A 16266-nucleotide genomic window follows, 5' to 3' on the forward strand; every position below is an offset into this window, starting at 1 on the left:
ATTAACCTTTGCCGCCGATCGGTGCGGTGTCCGTCATGCCGGCGAGGACCTCGGCGACATGGCGCGCCTCGATCGCCGAGCCTTGCCGTTTCAGCTTGCCGGCCATGTTCATCAGGCAGCCGAGATCGCCGGCCAGAAGCAGCTCGGCCCCGCTCGCCTCGATGGTCTGGGTTTTTTTCTCCACGATCGCGTTGGAGATGTCGGAATATTTGACGCAGAACGTGCCGCCGAAACCGCAGCACACGTCGGGATCGCGCATTTCCTTCAGCGTCAGCCCCTCGACCGAGGCGAGCAGCGCGCGCGGCTGGGCGGCGATGCCGAGTTCGCGCAGGCCCGAGCAGGAATCGTGATAGGTGGCGGTGGCCGGGTGGGCGGCCGCGACCGCGTCCAGGCCCATGATGTCGGTCAGGAAGCTCACCAGCTCGTGCACCCGGACAGAAAACGCCTCGGCGCGCGCGCGCCAGTCCGGGTCGTCGGCGAAAAGCTGCGGATAGTGCTTTTTCAGCATGCCGGCGCAGGAGCCGGACGGCGCCACGACATAGTCGAACCCCTCGAAGGCGCGGATGGTGGCTTGCGCGATGTCGCGCGCGTCCGCGCTGTCGCCGGAATTATAGGCCGGCTGTCCGCAGCAGGTCTGGGCCATCGGCACGTCGACGTCGCAGCCCGCCTCCTCGATCAGTTTGACGGCGGCGAAGCCGACCTGGGGTCGGAACAGGTCGACCAGACAGGTGACGAACAGGCCGACCTTCGGCCGTGCTTGACCAGAATCGCTCAACGCTCGCCTCCTTGCGCGGGCTTCTGCCCGGCCGCGCGCTGCAACGAGCGCAGACGCGAGATTTTCTGCCAGTTTTGGGTGCGTTCGGCTTCGCTCATCGCCTTCTCCACGAAATCGATATGGTCGCGCGCGGCCCGGCCGGCCCTGTCCGGGTCGCCCACTAGGACCGCCTCTCCGATGGCGACATGTTGTTGAAGCAGCGTATCGCGCGCGTCGGGCAGCGCATAGATCAGCCCGCGGTTAAAAAAGACCCCGTCGGCCAGGAGCCGGTAGCACGAACGCAGCGTGTGCAGGAGGATGATGTTGTGGGCGCATTCGCCGACGGTGTTGTGGAACTCGACGTCGAGTGCCGCCTCCCGCTCGAAATCGGCGTGACCGTGCGCTTGGCGCATGCGCGCAAGAATGTCGGACAAGAGGGCGCGGTCGTCTTCGGTGGCGCGGGCGGCGGCGAAGCCGGCGGCGATGCCCTCGATCTCGCGTCGATATTCCAGATAGTCGGCGATCGCCTTGCCGTGGGTGGCGACGAGATCCATCACCGGCGCCGTGAACACTTCGCCGATGAGGTCCGCGACCCGGGTGCCGTCGCCGTGGCGCGAGACGACCAGCCCGCGCGTCTCGAGTTGTTTGAGCGCATCGCGCAGGATCGGCCGCGAGACATCGAGCCGGCTCGACAGATCGCGTTCGCCCGGCAGACGGTCGCCCGGCCGCAGGACGCCCTCGAGGATGAGATCCTCGATGCGGCGCACGACCTCGTCGGCGGTGCGGGCATGCTGGATTCGGGTGTAGACCTCGTGCAAGAGTACCGTCCGGCAAGTGACAATCGCCCCAGTCTTAGAAACACTCGCCGCACTGGTCAATTTTTTTATCCACTTTGCGGGACAAGCAGGCGCGGCGGAGGCGCCATGCCGCATGGACGGGTGGTGTCAATCGATTAAGCTGGTCTTGCCGTTGGGAGGCGGAAACACCGATGCGTGACGACGAGACCGGAACCCAGCAAGAGAGCTCGCTTTCCGGCAGCGTGATGGGATTGCCGGCCTATGGCGGCCGGGCCGGGGCGCTCGGCGAGGTGCATGCGCGCCCGCATCCGCCGATCGAAACGCCGCGCCGGCTTGTCCAGCTCGCCTTCATGACAGAGGGCGGCAGCACGCTCGACCAAGCCGTCCTTGCCGAGCTGTCGCGGCGGCTCGGCGTCGCGCCGCCGGATCGCCAGGCCCGCCACCATGCGATGAAATGGGGCCGTGGCACGCTGCGCTGGGAGCGCCATACCGAGTTCTCCACCTATTTCTGGGAGGGGCCGCCGAACGGCGGCGATGACCAGGGGGACGCCGGACCGTTCGGACACGGATTTTCGGCGCCGGGAACGGTGATTTCGGGCGTGCGGATCGATATTCGCCCCTGGGACGCGCGCGCCGAGCGGTTGATCGAAAACTTCGATCCGGCGAGCCTGTGCTATTCGCTCGTCGAGGGCGGCAAGGCGGCGGTCGCCACCGATTTCCGTCAGGACGGCGACGGCCTGACGCGTATCCTGCTGCTCGACGGCGGGCTGACCTCGGCGCGGGTGGGGGCGCTGGCGCAACGGCTTCTCGACATCGAGACCTATCGCACGCTGGCCATGCTCGGCCTGCCGCTGGCACAGTCGCTGTCGCCGCGCATACGCCGTATCGAGGACAGGCTGGCGCAACTCACAGGCGAAATGCGCTCGGGCGAACGCCGCGACAGCGAGGGACAGTTGAACGAACTGACCGAGCTTGCCGCCGAGCTGGAGGCGGACGCGGCGGCCAGCCTCTACCGGTTCGGCGCCAGCCGCGCCTATCACGGCATTGTGGAGGAGCGGCTGGCCGCGCTCGCCGAGGAGGCCGTGCCCGGCTACGACACCTGGTCGGGGTTTCTGCAAAGACGGGTTGCGCCGGCGATGCGCACGTGTCGTTCGATCGAGGAACGGCAGGCCAATCTGTCGCGCAAGCTGGCGCGCGCGGCGAATTTGCTCAGAACCTGGGTCGACGTCGAGGTGGAACGCCAGAACCGGGATCTTCTCGGCTCGATGAACCGACGCGCCAAGCTCCAGCTCAGATTGCAGCAGACCGTGGAGGGACTGTCGGTGGCGGCCGTGTCCTATTACGTGGTCGGGCTTGCCGGCTACCTGGCCAAGGGCGCGGTCGATCTCGGCCTGCCGCTCAAGCCCGAGCAGACGACCGCGCTCGCCGTCGTGCCGGTGGTGCTTGCGGTGTGGTGGCTGGTGCGGCGTATCCGCCGCCGTCACGTCGACTAGAGCCGTTTTGCTTTTCGCGGACTCGCAGACCGGCTCCACCTTATTGTTTTGACGCGTTTTTGAACTGCGAGACCGACGCTCGGTTTCGACAAGACATCTTCAGGCCGGTCGGCCTGGAACCGGTGTTCTTGAGGGTTCCGCGATCAGGGCCGCGCGCCGTTGGGGCGTCCTGCGCTGCCGTTCGGCCTCGGCGTGTGCGCGAGGGCTTCGCCGTCGACCGGCGTCGACCCGGCGCCGTCCGGGGTCGTTTCCCAATAGGGCACGGGGCCGTAGAGGCCGGCCAGATAGTCGATGAAAAGCCGCACCTTGGCCGGCAGGAAGCGGCGCGAGGGATAGACGGCGTGGATGGCCACGCTCTTGGAGGCGGCGAATTCCGGCATGACCCGCACCAGCCGGCCCGAGGCGATCTCGGCGCCGATATCCCAGGTCGAGCGCAGGGCGAGGCCCATTCCCGCGATCACCGCTTCGCGCAGGACTTCGCTGGAATTGGTCTGCAGCGGCCCTTCGGCCCGGTAGACGACCGGACCGTGCGGACCTTCGAGCCGCCAGGCCTCGTTGTTGTGCTGGGGCAGGCAGACATGCCGTTCCAGATCCTCGATCGATTGCGGCAACCCATGCTCCGACAGGTAGGACGGGGCGGCGACCAGCACCCGCTCGACCGGCGCGAGCCGGCGCGCCACGAGGCTGGAATCCGACAGTTCGGCGATGCGGATGGCAAGGTCGAAGCCGTCGCCGACAATGTCGACGAAATCGTCCGACAAGACGAGATTGATCGACAGGTCGGGATTTTCGCGCATGAAGGCGCCGAGATGCGGAGCGATGTGCATGCGTGCGAACGAGGTCGGTGCGGAAATCTTCAAGGTGCCGCGCGGCTGCGTGGAACGTCGCGTCACGAACGCCTCTGCCTCCTCGATGCCGGCAATGATGGCGACGACGCGCTCGTAAAACCCCTGGCCGGCCTCCGTCAGCGCGACCTGGCGCGTGGTGCGCTGCAAGAGCCTTGTGCCAAGCCGGTCTTCCAGCTTGCGCAGTCTTTTGGACACGACCGCCGGCGACAGCCCCAGTTCGCGTCCCGCTCCCGACAGGCTGCCGGCTGAAACCACACGTGAAAAAATCTCAAGATCGGCAATATTTGTCATGGAACATCATGGTTTGTCTGACTGATGCTAATACGGTGAAATCGATCAGTGGTTCACGATCCCGTGTTTTGGGTGTTTTGTCCTGCCACACCGTATTTCGCTTGCCGGACCCATGGTGGCGACCGGCGTTGAACCGTTATCAAGAGCGGTTGTGACATGAACCGTCTGTGAACAAACTCATTTCCAGGCGAGATTTAGACAGATGGTTTGCGTCGCTCCGCAAAACTGGTAAACACTTTTGACCAGTTGGAGGTGAGATCATGTCCGGCCTTGTGATGCCCGAAGCGGACGCCGCGACGCTGGCGCGGCGCGCCGAAATCGTTGCCGACATGCGAATCATCGTTCCCGGCGAGGGGGTCGTCGACACGGTCAACGCGATGCGCGCCTTCGAGACCGACGGGTTGACGGCCTACCGCCAGCTTCCCCTGGTGGTTGTGCTGCCGGAGACCACGGCGCAGGTGGCGCGGATCCTCAAATATTGCGATGAACGCAACATCCGCGTGGTGCCGCGCGGCTCCGGCACGTCGCTGTCGGGCGGGGCGCTGCCTTTGGAAGACGCGGTGCTTTTGGTGATGAGCCGTTTCAACCGTGTTCTCGACATCGATTACGCCAACCGTGCGGTCACCGCGCAGCCGGGAGTGACCAATCTCGCCATCACCCATGCCGTCGAACAGGACGGGTTTTATTACGCGCCGGACCCGTCTTCGCAGATCGCCTGTTCGATCGGCGGCAATGTCGCGGAGAACGCCGGCGGCGTCCACTGCCTGAAATACGGCCTGACGGCCAACAATGTGCTGGGTGTCGAAATGGTGCTGATGTCGGGCGAGGTGGTGCGGCTCGGCGGCAGCCATCTCGACGCGGAGGGCTACGACCTGCTCGGCCTGATGACCGGATCCGAAGGGCTGCTCGGCGTCGTCACCGAGATCACCGTGCGCATCCTGAAAAAGCCGGAGGCCGCGCGCGCCATGCTGGTCGGCTTTTCCTCCAGCGAGGCGGCCGGGCAGTGCGTGGCCGACATTATCGGCGCGGGTATCGTGCCGGGCGGCATGGAAATGATGGACGGGCCGGCGATCCGCGCGGCGGAGGATTTCGTCCAGGCCGGCTATCCCCTCGACGTGGAGGCGCTGCTGATCGTCGAGCTCGACGGGCCGGGCCCCGAGATCGACCATCTGATCGACCAGGTGGAGGCGATCGCGGCCAAGAACGGCGCGGTGACCAGCCGCATCTCGACCTCGGAGGAGGAGCGGCTGTCGTTCTGGGCCGGACGCAAGGCGGCGTTTCCGGCCGTCGGGCGCATCTCGCCCGACTATTACTGCATGGACGGCACCATTCCGCGCAAGGCGCTGCCGACGGTGCTGGCCGGCATGCGCGCGCTGTCGCAAAAATACGGGCTCGGCGTCGCCAACGTGTTTCATGCCGGCGACGGCAATCTGCATCCGCTGATTCTCTACGACGCCAACAATCCGGGCGAGCTGGAAAAGGCGGAGGAGTTCGGTGCCGACATTTTGCGGCTGTGCGTGAAGGTCGGCGGCGTCCTGACCGGCGAGCACGGCGTCGGCGTGGAAAAACGCGACCTGATGGGCGAAATGTTCTCCAAAATCGATCTCGACCAGCAGATGCGCGTCAAATGCGCCTTCGACCCGCAGCACCTGCTCAATCCGGGAAAGGTGTTTCCACAATTGCGGCGCTGCGCCGAACTCGGTCGCATGCACATCCATCGCGGCCAAATCCCGTTTCCCGACATTCCGCGGTTTTGACAGCGATGCTGCTCAAGCAAAATATCCGGCAAAGGGCCGGGCACTGGCTCTTGCTTGAAAGTAAGGCAATTTCGCCTTACTTTAGCCGAGAGGTGATGCGATGACGATGCTTACGGTGACCGCCAAGGGCCAAGTGACTTTGAAAAAGGAACTGTTGAAACATCTCGGTGTCGCACCGGGGCAGAAAATCGAGGTTTATCAATTGCCCGATGGCGCGCTGTCGATCAGGGCTGCGCGGCCGAAAGGCCCGTGGGCTGATATCTATGGAATGCTGGCCGAGGAGACCGGGAACGTCGCAACGATCGAAGAGATGAATGAGGCAATCGCGAAGGGCTGGGCGGGACTGTCGAAGTGAGGATCACGGTCGACACCAATATTCTGGTGCGGCTTGTCGTTCGGGACGACGTCTCTCAGGCAGACAGGGCGCTAGAATTGCTCGAGGCGGCGGAAACAGTTGTGATCCCGTTGCCCTGTCTGTGCGAATTCGCGTGGGTTCTCCTGGCGACATATGCCATCCCGCCGAACAAGGTCGCGCGGTCGATCCGGATGGTTTGCGACCGGGCCAATGTTTCGGTCGATGATGCGGCTGTGGCCGCCGGGCTGGTGTTGCTCGAGGCCGGTGGCGATTTCGCCGATGGCGCGATCGCGCTGGCTGGCGCATCGATGGGTGGGGAGACGTTCGTGTCGTTCGACCGGAAGGCCGTAAGCTTGTTGGCAAGATCTGGAATCGATGCACGATTGGTGGACGCGATCCGATGACCGTATTTTCCCCCTCCCGCGCCGAGGACGTCCTTGCCGCCGTGCAATGGGCCGTCGGCGAGGACGCGCCATTGGAAATCCTCGGCCACGGCACAAAGCGCGGCATCGGCCGGCCGGCGCAGACCGAGCACGCGCTCGACCTGTCAGCCCTGTCGGGCGTCACCCTCTACGAGCCCGAGGAACTGGTCCTGTCGGCCAGGGCCGGAACGCCGGTTGCCGAGATCGAGGCCTTGCTGGCCGAAAAGCGCCAGCAACTTGCCTTCGAACCGCTCGATTACGGGCCGCTTTTCGGCGCCCCGGCCGGGCGCGGCACGATCGGCGGCGTGCTGGCCGGCAATCTTGCCGGCCCGCGCCGCATCAAGGCCGGGGCGGCGCGCGACCACGTGCTCGGCATTCATGCCGTGTCGGGACGCGGCGAGGCTTTTAAATCGGGCGGGCGCGTGGTCAAGAACGTCACCGGCTACGATTTGTCCAAGGCGATGGCCGGGTCCTGGGGCACGCTCGCCGTCGTTACCGACGTCACCTTCAAGGTGTTGCCGGCGGCCGAGACCGAGACCACGCTTGTCCTGCGCGGGTTGAGCGATGCGGACGCGGCGATGGCGATGGCGGCGGCCATGGGCTCGGCCGGCGAGGTGTCCGGCGCCGCGCATCTGCCCGAGAGCGTGACCGGATCCGTGATCGCCGGCGCGCTTGCCGGCGCGGCATCGACGCTGCTGCGCCTGGAAGGGTTCGGCCCGTCGGTCGCCTATCGCCGCGACGTGCTGGCGAGCCTGTTCGAGGGCGGCGAGATCGAGACGCTCGAGGATCAGGTCTCGCGGACGCTCTGGCGCGAAATCCGCGATGCGGCGCCGTTTTGCGACGGCACCGAGCGTCCGGTCTGGCGCGTTTCCGTGCCGCCGACGCGCGGGCACGCGCTGGTGATGGCGCTCCGGATGCAGGCGGCGGCCGATGCGTTCTACGACTGGCAGGGTGGGCTGGTATGGCTGCGCATGGACAGCGAGCCCGAGGCCGACATCGTGCGCGCGCTGGTTGCCGCGCATGGCGGCGGCCACGCCACCCTGGTGCGGGCGGGGCCGGCCTGGCGGTCGTCCGTGCCCGTGTTTCAGCCGCAGCCGGCGCCGTTGGCCGCGCTTTCGTCGCGGTTGAAGAACCAATTCGATCCGCACAACGTTCTCAATCCGGGGCGGATGTATCCCGCCGGCAGTTCTGCTAGCCTCGAAGCGCAAGATTGAGGAGACAAACGATGAGCGACATGAATTCCGGTCCGAACGAGCCGCGGCAGACCGATCGCTGGCTCGAGGCCGGCAAGACCAACATCCAGATCATCTACGTGCTTTACCTGGTCAGCCTGGCCATCGGCGTGACGGCGCTGATCGGCATCGTGCTCGCCCACATGAACCGCGGCAAGGCCGGCGGCTGGGTGGAAACGCACTATACCTGGGCGATCCGCACCTTCTGGATCGGCGTGCTTTACGGCGTGATCTGCGTGGTGCTGGCGGTGATCGGCATCGGCTTCCTCTTGATGATCGCGGTCGCGGTGTGGGCGATCGTGCGCATCGTCATCGGCCTGCAGAAATCCGCCCGCGAGGAGCCGATCGACAATCCGGAAAGCTGGTTGATTTGATGGCCGTCGGGGGAAGGGGCGCGGACCTGCCCGCATCGGCGGCATCGCCGCCGCCGGGCGAGACGGATGTCGCCGTGCCCGCCGCCGCTATTTTTCTTCCCCGATCCAGGACCTGACGTGCAGACCGCCTTCACCCCCGAACAGCTCGCCGACCCCCATATCGCCGAATCCGAGGCCATTTTGCGCAAATGCGTGCATTGCGGCTTCTGCACCGCGACATGCCCGACCTATGTGACGCTCGGCAACGAACTCGACAGTCCGCGCGGGCGCATCTACCTGATCAAGGACATGCTGGAAAACGGCCGTCCGGCGGACAAGGAGATCGTCACCCATGTCGATCGCTGCCTGTCGTGCCTGGCCTGCATGACGACCTGTCCGTCCGGCGTCAATTACATGCACCTTGTCGATCACGCCCGCGCCCATATCGAAAAGACCTATCGCCGGCCGTTGACCGACCGCCTGACGCGGCGCCTGCTCGCCATGGTGCTGCCCTATCCGGCGCGGTTTCGCGCCGCGCTGTCGCTGGCCGGCCTCGGCCGCCCGTTCGCCGGGTTTTTCCGGCGGATCGGGCCGTTGAAGCCGCTCGGCGCCATGCTGGCGCTCGCCCCGGCACGCGTGCCGAAAAAGTCCGCCTCGGCGAAGCCGGGCGTGCGCGGCGCGCGGGGAGAGCGCAAGGGGCGGGTGGCGCTGCTTTCGGGCTGCGCGCAGCCGGTGCTCGATCCCGGCATCAACGATGCGGCGATCCGGCTTCTGACGCGGCTCGGGGTCGAGGTGGTGGTCACCGCAGGCGAGGGATGTTGCGGCGCGCTGGTGCACCATATGGGCCGCGAGGCGGACGCGCTGGACGCGGCCCGGCGCAATGTCGACGCCTGGACGGCCGAACTCGACAAAGGCGGCCTCGACGCGATCGTCATCACCGCGTCGGGCTGCGGCACGACGATCAAGGATTACGGGTTCATGCTGCGGCTCGACCCGGCCTATGCGGATAAGGCGGCGCGCGTGTCGGCTCTGGCCAAGGACGTCACCGAATATCTGGCGAGCCTCGACCTGCCCGAACCCGACGCGCCGTGCGGCCTGACGGTCGCCTATCATGCGGCCTGCTCGATGCAGCACGGCCAGAAGATCGTTAGGGAGCCGAAGGCGCTCCTAAGCCGGGCCGGCTTCGCCGTGAAGGAGCCGCGCGAGGGCCATTTGTGCTGCGGCTCGGCCGGCACCTACAACATCCTCCAGCCCGAGATCGCGGCCCGGCTGGGCGAGCGCAAGGTGAAAAACATCGAGGCGACGGGCGCGGCGCTGGTGGCGACCGGCAATATTGGCTGCATGACCCAGATCGGGGCCGGGTCCGACCTGCCGGTGGTGCACACGGTCGAACTGCTCGACTGGGCCTATGGCGGGCCGAAACCCGCCGGCCTGCCGGCCGCCTGACCGGCTTCAGGCCGGGGCGAGCCGCCGCCGCCACAGCACGAACGGGATCGACACCAGATACATGGTGATGCCGTAGACGCCGGACGGCAGCGAAAAGGGCGGCAGGCCGGTCGCCTGCTCGCTGATCAGCGAGCCGACGGTGATGCCGAGCGTGGCGTTCTGGATGCCGGTCTCGATGGCGATCGCCGAGGACTGGCCGCGATTGAGCCCGCCGCCGCGCGCCAGCGCCGTGCCGATGGCCAGCATGACCACGTTGAGGGCGACGACGGCGGGGCCGAGCACCGGCAGATTGTCGACGAACACCGTCCAGTTGGAGGCCAGCGCGCCCACGACGACGATGCAAAATAACCCCGTCGCAAGGTGAGAGACCGGCGTTTCGACGGCATCGGCGAAGCCGGCGGCGAAGCGCCGGACCAGCATGCCGATCGCCACCGGCACGGCGGTGATGGCGAACATGGCGACGCCGAGCGCGGTGACATCGACCGGCGGGGCGTCGACACCCAGGAAATGGCCGGCCGTCAGGCCGACGAGCACCGGCACGGTGACCACCGAGACCAGGCTGATGACACCGGTCAGCGAGATCGACAGGGCGAGGTCGCCTTTGGCGAAGCGGGTCAGGATGTTGGACGTCACGCCGCCCGGGCAGAAGGAGAGGATCATCAGGCCGACCGCCAGCTCGCCCGAAATCCCGAAGCCGATCACGGTCAGGTAGGCGATCAGCGGCAGCAGCAAAAGCTGTGCGACGGCGCCGAGCGCGAACGCTTTCGGCTCGCGCGCCACGCGCGCGAAATCCGCGAGCGTGAGGCCGAGCCCGAGCGAAAACATGATGATGGCGAGCGCCAACGGCAAGAAGACGGACAGGATGATGTCCATGGGTTCCCTCCCTGCGGCACGCGCCCGCCCGGCGGTCGGGCATCGCATGCCTGTTCAACATCCCCGCGCCTGGGCCTAGCCATGCGCGGGCCGGCGAATCGTCGCCGTTTCTCTCCCGCGACCTGCCTACATCAGATTTCTGAATGAGGGAAAGCTAATATTTGAAGAGAGGCGCCAGGCCAAAAAACAGGGGCGGTGCGCCCCCTCGGCACACCGCCCCTTCGCCGCGTCGTCGCCGGTCGCGCTGCGACCGGCTGCCCCCGCCGCGAAAATCGAGTCTCGTTATGTCGGTGTCAGATCACCTTGACCTGGGTGCCGACGCCGACGCGCTCGTAAAGCTCGATCACATCCTGGTTGCGCATGCGGATGCAGCCCGAGGACACCGCCTGGCCGATCGTCCAGGGCTGGTTGGTGCCGTGGATGCGGTAGAGCGTGGAGCCGAGATAAAGCGCGCGCGCGCCAAGCGGATTGGCCGGCCCGCCCTTCATGTGCGCGGGCAGGACGCGGCCCTTCTTGCGCTCGCGGGCGATCATCTCGGCCGGCGGGCGCCAGTCCGGCCATTCGCGCTTGCGGGTAACCTTGTGCGTGCCCGCCCATTCGAAGCCGGGCTTGCCGGTGCCGACGCCGTAGCGGCGTGCCTTGCCGTTCGGCTGGACGAGATAGAGAAAGTTCTGGGTGGTATCGATGACGATGGTGCCGGGTTTTTCCGGCCCGCCATAATCGACCGTCTGCGGCAGATAGATCGGGTTCATCTGCGGCTGCGCCGGCTTTTGCGCCGGCCGGGCGACGGCAGCCGTCTCCAGCGGCCGATTGCGATGGGCGCGCGTCGCGCGCGGCTCGGCGAAACGGACCTGCGCGCCGCGGTCGTAAACGACCCCGCCGCGCCGCACATAGGCCGGGCGCTGCTGGTCCATCGTCCGGCGGGCGCGCGCAATCGCCTCGGCATTGCCGATGCGGCGTGCCGTGTTCGACCGGTCGAGGGTCGGTTTTCTCTGCAACTGCATCACCCAGGGCGCGCTCAGATCGGGACTGACCGTCAGCGGCGGGCGTTTTCCGTAGCGCTCGCCGGCCGCCGCACCCGAAACCAAAAGGGCGACGGCGGCGGCGCCGGCAAACAAGGACAGGATTCGCATCGGACGTACTCTCCACATTTCGTCTGATGACCGGGCGCGTAACGAGGGGACGCCCGGAAGCAACGGCGATTGTGGCGGCGCGGAGAGTCGGAATGGTGAATCCGGTTCGTTAAAATGCCGATCTGTCAGGAAAGAGTCCGGTGTGGTTACCGGCCGGTTCAGGAATCTGGTAAAGGCGCGCTTAAAGCCGGCCCCAGGCGCGTTAACGGACGGATTTCGAGTGCATGGACGAGCAGAAAAGCGGATTGATCGCGGGTGAGGACGGGGCGCTGCGCTGTTTCTGGCACGGCAACGACCCGTTCTACCAGCACTATCACGACCATGAATGGGGGCGCCCGGTCGCCGACGACCGGCGCCTGTTCGAAAAAATCTGCCTGGAAGGATTTCAGGCCGGGCTTTCCTGGATCACCATCTTGAGAAAACGGGAGAATTTTCGCGAGGCTTTCGAGAATTTCCACATCGACCGGCTGGCGCTCTATACCGAGCGCGACGTGGAGCGGCTGTTGACCAATGCCGGCATCGTGCGCCACCGCGGCAAGATCGAATCCACCATCAACAATGCCCGCCGGGCGCGCGAACTGGCCGACGAGGCCGGCTCGCTCGCGGCCTGGTTCTGGTCGTTCGAGCCGGGAGCGGAGGAGCGGCCGGCCGTCGTCGACTATGCCACGCTTCTCGCCAATCCGAAGACGGCGACCTCGACGCGCATCTCCAAGGAGCTGAAGCGGCGCGGCTGGTCGTTTGTCGGCCCGACCACGGTCTACGCCTTCATGCAGGCGATGGGGCTGGTCAACGACCATATCGAAGGCTGCGTGTGCCGGAAGGTGGTGGAGCTCGAACGCGAGCAGTTCGCCCGGCCGGGCTGACCGGCCCGACCCTTGCCGCTCCCTGCCGCATCGGTTACACGCCGGCTGTCGTTTCTTTGTTGAAGAAACATTTCACGCCATACGGTTCACTCCATCGCCTGGACGCAGCACGACATGAGCGGCAAACCCCAGAAAATGAAAGCGCGGCTGCCGCGCGGCCTCGTCGACCGCGCACCGGCCGATATCCGCGCGGTGGAGGAAATGTGCGGCAGGATCCGCGAAGTCTACGAGCTCTACGGCTTCGAGCCGGTGGAAACGCCGCTGATCGAATATACCGACGCGCTCGGCAAGTTCCTGCCCGACCAGGACCGGCCGAATGAGGGCGTGTTTTCGTTTCAGGACGACGACGAGCAGTGGCTGTCGCTGCGCTACGACCTGACCGCGCCGCTGGCGCGCCACGTGGCGGAGAATTTCAACGACATCCAGCTTCCCTACCGCACCTATCGCGCCGGCTGGGTGTTTCGCAACGAAAAGCCAGGCCCGGGCCGCTTCCGCCAGTTCATGCAGTTCGACGCCGACACGGTCGGCGCGCCCTCGGTGGCGGCGGACGCCGAAATGGCGATGATGATGGCCGACGTGATGGAGGCGCTCGGCATCGCCCGCGGCGACTACGTCATCCGCGTCAACAACCGCAAGGTGCTCGACGGGGTTATGGAGGCGATCGGGCTCGGCGGCGCGGAAAATGCCAGCCGCCGGCTGACCGTGCTGCGGGCGATCGATAAGCTCGACAAATTCGGACCGGAAGGCGTCAAGCTTCTGCTCGGTCCCGGCCGCTGGGACGGCGGGCGCGAGGGCGAGGGCGATTTCACCAAAGGCGCCGGGCTGGATGAGACGCAGGCCGCGATCATCATCGATTTCGTCGGGAAGGAGGGCTTTCTCCAGGAAGTCAGAGAAGGCCGCTATCGCAGTCCGTTGAGAAGCGAAAACCCCGATCGCACGCCGGTCAATTTCGAAGCGCTGCAAGCGATGACGCGCGAGGGTGCTTCCGAACTGGAGCAGATAGCATCTCTTGTGGAAGCCGCCGGCTACGGCCCGGATCGGATTCGCATCGACCCCTCGGTCGTGCGCGGGCTCGAATATTACACCGGTCCGGTCTACGAGGCCGAGCTCACCGCCGAGATCCCCAACGAAAAGGGCGAGATCGTACGCTTCGGCTCGGTCGGCGGCGGCGGGCGTTATGACGGGCTGGTGTCGCGGTTTCGCGGCCAGCCGGTGCCGGCGACCGGGTTTTCGATCGGCGTGTCGCGGCTCGCCACCGCGCTGAAGAATCTGGGCAAGCTCGGCCAGGATCCGGTGCGGCCGCCGGTTCTGGTCACCGTCATGGACGGCGACACGGCGGCGATGGCGAAATACCAGCAATTCACCCAGGCGCTGCGCGCCGCCGGCATCCGCGCGGAGATGTATCAGGGCAACTGGAAGAAATTCGGCAACCAGCTCAAATATGCCGACCGGCGCGGTTGTCCGGTCGCCGTCATCCAGGGCGCGGACGAGCGCGACCGGGGCGAGGTGCAGGTCAAGGACCTGCTCGAGGGCGCCCGGCTTTCGGCCGAAATCGACAGCAACGAGGAATGGCGCGAGGCGCGCGTGGCGCAGGTCTCGGTGCCCGAAGCCGAGCTTGTCGCCACGGTTGCGCGCATTCTCGACGCACAGGCCAAGGAGCGGGACGGCCGGTGATGCGGGCTTGTGTCTTTTCGCGCGCGGCCGGAGCCGGGCGGTCATGACGGCGCGTCCGCCCTTTGCCGAGGATATTTCGGCCGTGTTTGCCGAGCGCGGCGCGGCGATGGTCGAGGTGGCGATGCTGCAGCCGGCCGAGCCGTTTCTGGACATGGCCGGCGAGGATCTGCGCCGGCGCATCTACCTGACGGAGAGCGAAACCGGCGAGACGCTGTGCCTCAGGCCCGAATTCACCATTCCCGTCTGTCTCGACCATATCGAAAGCCGCGCCGGCACGCCGCGCCGCTATGCCTATCTCGGCGAGGTTTTCCGCCAGCGCCGCGAGGGCGGCAGCGAGTTCTTCCAGGCCGGCATCGAGGATCTGGGCGAGGCCGACATGGCAACCGCCGACGCGCGTTCGCTGGCCGACGCGCATGCGCTGCTTGAGCGAACGCTGCCCGGACATGCGCTTTCGGTCACGCTCGGCGACCAGACGATCTTCGAGGCCGTGCTCGCCGCGCTCGGCCTGCCGCGCGGCTGGCGCATGCGGCTTGCCCGCGCCTTCGGCGCGCCGGACCAGCTCGAGGCGGCACTCGCCGACCTCGCCGATCCGCCGAAAAACGTCGCCCTGCCGGCGCCGGTCGCCGCCTTCGTCGCCGATGGCGACCATGACGGGCTGGCGGCGCATATCGCAGCCGGGATGGAGGAGGCCGACCTGTCGGCGGCGCTCGGGCGCACGCCGGGCGAGATCGCGCGCCGGCTGATCGAAAAAGCCGAACTGAGAAGCGTCAGGCTGTCGGCCGAGGCGTTCGCGGCGCTGAAGCGTTTTCTGGCGATCCACGTGCCACTTGGCGACGCGGCCGCCGCGCTCGAGGCGTTCGGTGGCGATGCCGGCATCTCCCTGGGAACCGCGCTCGACAATTTCTCCGCCCGCGCCGAGGCGATCGCGGGTTACGGCCTGACCGGCGCGAGTGTCCATTACGACGCCGCCTTCGGCCGGCCGCTCGACTATTATACCGGGCTCGTCTTCGAGATCTCGGCCGCAGGCGGCGAGCGGCCGCTTGTCGGCGGCGGCCGTTACGACCGGCTGCTGACGCTTCTGGGCGCGCAAGACCCGATACCCGGCGTCGGCTTTTCGGTCTGGCTCGACCGGATCGAGAGCCTGCGGGAGGCCGCGCCATGACCGTCACGCTCGCCCTGCCGTCCAAGGGGCGCCTGCGCGAGGAGGCGATGGCGGTGTTCGCGCGCGCCGGCCTGCCGGTCGTCGAACCGGAAGATACGCGTCGCTACCGCGCCCGTATCGACGGCCGCGACGACATCGAGGTCGCCTTCCTGTCGGCCTCGGAGATTGCCAGCGAGCTCGGGCGCGGCGCCGTCGATCTGGGCGTGACCGGCGAGGATCTGGTGCGCGAGAGCCTGGCCGACTGGCAGGCCCGGGTCGCGATCGCCGCGCGGCTGGGCTTCGGCCGTGCCGACGTCGTGGTCGCGGTGCCCGATATCTGGCTCGACGTGGCCACCATGGCCGATCTCGACGACGTGGCGGCGGATTTCCGCCAGCGTCACGGTCGCCGGCTCAGGATCGCGACCAAGTACTGGCGACTGACGCAGCAGTTCTTTTCCCAGATGCACGGCATCCAGGTCTACCGGATCGTGGAAAGCCTCGGCGCAACGGAAGGCGCGCCGGCGGCCGGCCAGGCCGACGTGATCGTCGACATCACCTCCACTGGCTCGACCTTGAAGGCCAATCATCTGCGCGTGCTCGACGACGGCATCATCCTGAAATCGCAGGCGTGCCTGGTGACGGCGCTGAAGGCGCGCCCGGCAGCCGACGCGGCGCTGGTTGCCGAGATCGGCGACAAGGTTGCACGGGCGCTTTAGGCACCGGGTCGAACTCGGCTTCAACCTCCCATTGTCCGCTGGTTTTCCATCGCTTTGCCGGAGCCGCCGGTTCCCAGCTCTTTGACCCGTCGCCTCGAAGCGACGCCGGCGCATTGCG

General features: G+C 66.7%; 16 protein-coding genes. 11 read left to right on the plus strand and 5 right to left on the minus strand.

All coding sequences use genetic code 11. The annotated features are described in order from the left end of the window. Nucleotide 1: 1 nt before the first annotated feature. The gene (locus EP380_RS16230) at nt 2-775 is read right to left on the minus strand and encodes a (Fe-S)-binding protein (protein WP_127599354.1); all 774 of its coding nucleotides are present in this window, start codon (nt 773-775) and stop codon (nt 2-4) included. Next, nucleotides 772-1572 (minus strand): FadR/GntR family transcriptional regulator, encoded by an 801-nt coding sequence (locus tag EP380_RS16235; protein WP_127599355.1) that lies wholly within the window; start codon nt 1570-1572, stop codon nt 772-774. Before EP380_RS16235 ends, EP380_RS16230 begins: the two co-directional genes overlap by 4 nt. 170 nt (nt 1573-1742) lie before the next feature. Here EP380_RS16235 and EP380_RS16240 point away from each other — a divergent pair, with 170 nt between their 5' ends. Then, nucleotides 1743-3044 (plus strand): DUF3422 family protein, encoded by a 1302-nt coding sequence (locus EP380_RS16240; RefSeq protein WP_164749886.1) that lies wholly within the window; start codon nt 1743-1745, stop codon nt 3042-3044. A 143-nt stretch (nt 3045-3187) separates the two neighbouring features. On the opposite strand, the gene EP380_RS16245 is transcribed toward EP380_RS16240, so the two are convergent. Beyond that, entirely contained in the window at nt 3188-4183 is a 996-nt protein-coding gene (locus tag EP380_RS16245) for a LysR family transcriptional regulator (protein ID WP_127599356.1), read from the minus strand. Nucleotides 4184-4443: 260 nt separating this feature from the next. Between EP380_RS16245 and EP380_RS16250 the strand changes: the two genes are divergently transcribed. From EP380_RS16250 to glcF, 6 genes are all read left to right on the plus strand, one after another. Beyond that, nucleotides 4444-5940 carry an FAD-linked oxidase C-terminal domain-containing protein gene (locus tag EP380_RS16250; protein WP_106570707.1) on the plus strand — a complete coding sequence of 499 codons (1497 nt, stop codon included), beginning with the start codon at nt 4444-4446 and terminating at the stop codon, nt 5938-5940. A 100-nt stretch (nt 5941-6040) separates the two neighbouring features. Continuing rightward, nucleotides 6041-6295, plus strand: coding sequence for an AbrB/MazE/SpoVT family DNA-binding domain-containing protein (locus EP380_RS16255; protein ID WP_106570706.1), 255 nt, complete (start codon nt 6041-6043; stop codon nt 6293-6295). Then, a complete protein-coding gene (locus EP380_RS16260; RefSeq protein ID WP_127599357.1) occupies nt 6292-6699 on the plus strand; it encodes a type II toxin-antitoxin system VapC family toxin in 408 nt (135 codons plus the stop codon). The genes EP380_RS16255 and EP380_RS16260 overlap by 4 nt, the downstream gene beginning before the upstream one ends. Further along, a complete protein-coding gene (glcE, locus tag EP380_RS16265) occupies nt 6696-7931 on the plus strand; it encodes a glycolate oxidase subunit GlcE (protein WP_127599358.1) in 1236 nt (411 codons plus the stop codon). The genes EP380_RS16260 and glcE overlap by 4 nt, the downstream gene beginning before the upstream one ends. Before the next feature lie 11 nt (nt 7932-7942). Then, nucleotides 7943-8323, plus strand: a complete 381-nt coding sequence (locus tag EP380_RS16270) for a DUF4870 family protein (protein ID WP_106570703.1) — start codon at nt 7943-7945, stop codon at nt 8321-8323. Between the two features lie 117 nt (nt 8324-8440). After that, nucleotides 8441-9748 carry a glycolate oxidase subunit GlcF gene (gene glcF / locus EP380_RS16275; protein ID WP_106570946.1) on the plus strand — a complete coding sequence of 436 codons (1308 nt, stop codon included), beginning with the start codon at nt 8441-8443 and terminating at the stop codon, nt 9746-9748. Between the two features lie 6 nt (nt 9749-9754). Here the strand turns inward: glcF and EP380_RS16280 are convergent, their stop codons facing one another. After that, complete coding sequence (locus EP380_RS16280; RefSeq protein WP_127599359.1) at nt 9755-10621, minus strand: bile acid:sodium symporter family protein; 867 nt, start codon at nt 10619-10621, stop codon at nt 9755-9757. A 293-nt stretch (nt 10622-10914) separates the two neighbouring features. Next, nucleotides 10915-11754, minus strand: coding sequence for a L,D-transpeptidase (locus tag EP380_RS16285; RefSeq protein WP_127599360.1), 840 nt, complete (start codon nt 11752-11754; stop codon nt 10915-10917). Between the two features lie 224 nt (nt 11755-11978). Between EP380_RS16285 and EP380_RS16290 the strand changes: the two genes are divergently transcribed. The 4 genes from EP380_RS16290 to hisG all read left to right on the plus strand — a co-directional run bounded on the left by EP380_RS16290 (nt 11979) and on the right by hisG (nt 16148). After that, nucleotides 11979-12617: a DNA-3-methyladenine glycosylase I gene (locus tag EP380_RS16290; protein ID WP_106570700.1), complete on the plus strand. Its 639-nt coding sequence runs from the start codon at nt 11979-11981 to the stop codon at nt 12615-12617. Between the two features lie 114 nt (nt 12618-12731). Beyond that, the gene (gene hisS / locus EP380_RS16295) at nt 12732-14291 is read left to right on the plus strand and encodes a histidine--tRNA ligase (protein ID WP_127599361.1); all 1560 of its coding nucleotides are present in this window, start codon (nt 12732-12734) and stop codon (nt 14289-14291) included. 43 nt (nt 14292-14334) lie between these two features. Next, a complete protein-coding gene (locus EP380_RS16300) occupies nt 14335-15453 on the plus strand; it encodes an ATP phosphoribosyltransferase regulatory subunit (protein WP_127599362.1) in 1119 nt (372 codons plus the stop codon). Next, the gene (gene hisG / locus EP380_RS16305) at nt 15450-16148 is read left to right on the plus strand and encodes an ATP phosphoribosyltransferase (protein WP_127599363.1); all 699 of its coding nucleotides are present in this window, start codon (nt 15450-15452) and stop codon (nt 16146-16148) included. Before EP380_RS16300 ends, hisG begins: the two co-directional genes overlap by 4 nt. Nucleotides 16149-16266: the final 118 nt, after the last annotated feature.

Source organism: Nitratireductor alexandrii (genome assembly GCF_004000215.1).
GTDB classification, from domain to species: Bacteria; Pseudomonadota; Alphaproteobacteria; order Rhizobiales; family Rhizobiaceae; genus Mangrovimarina; species Mangrovimarina alexandrii.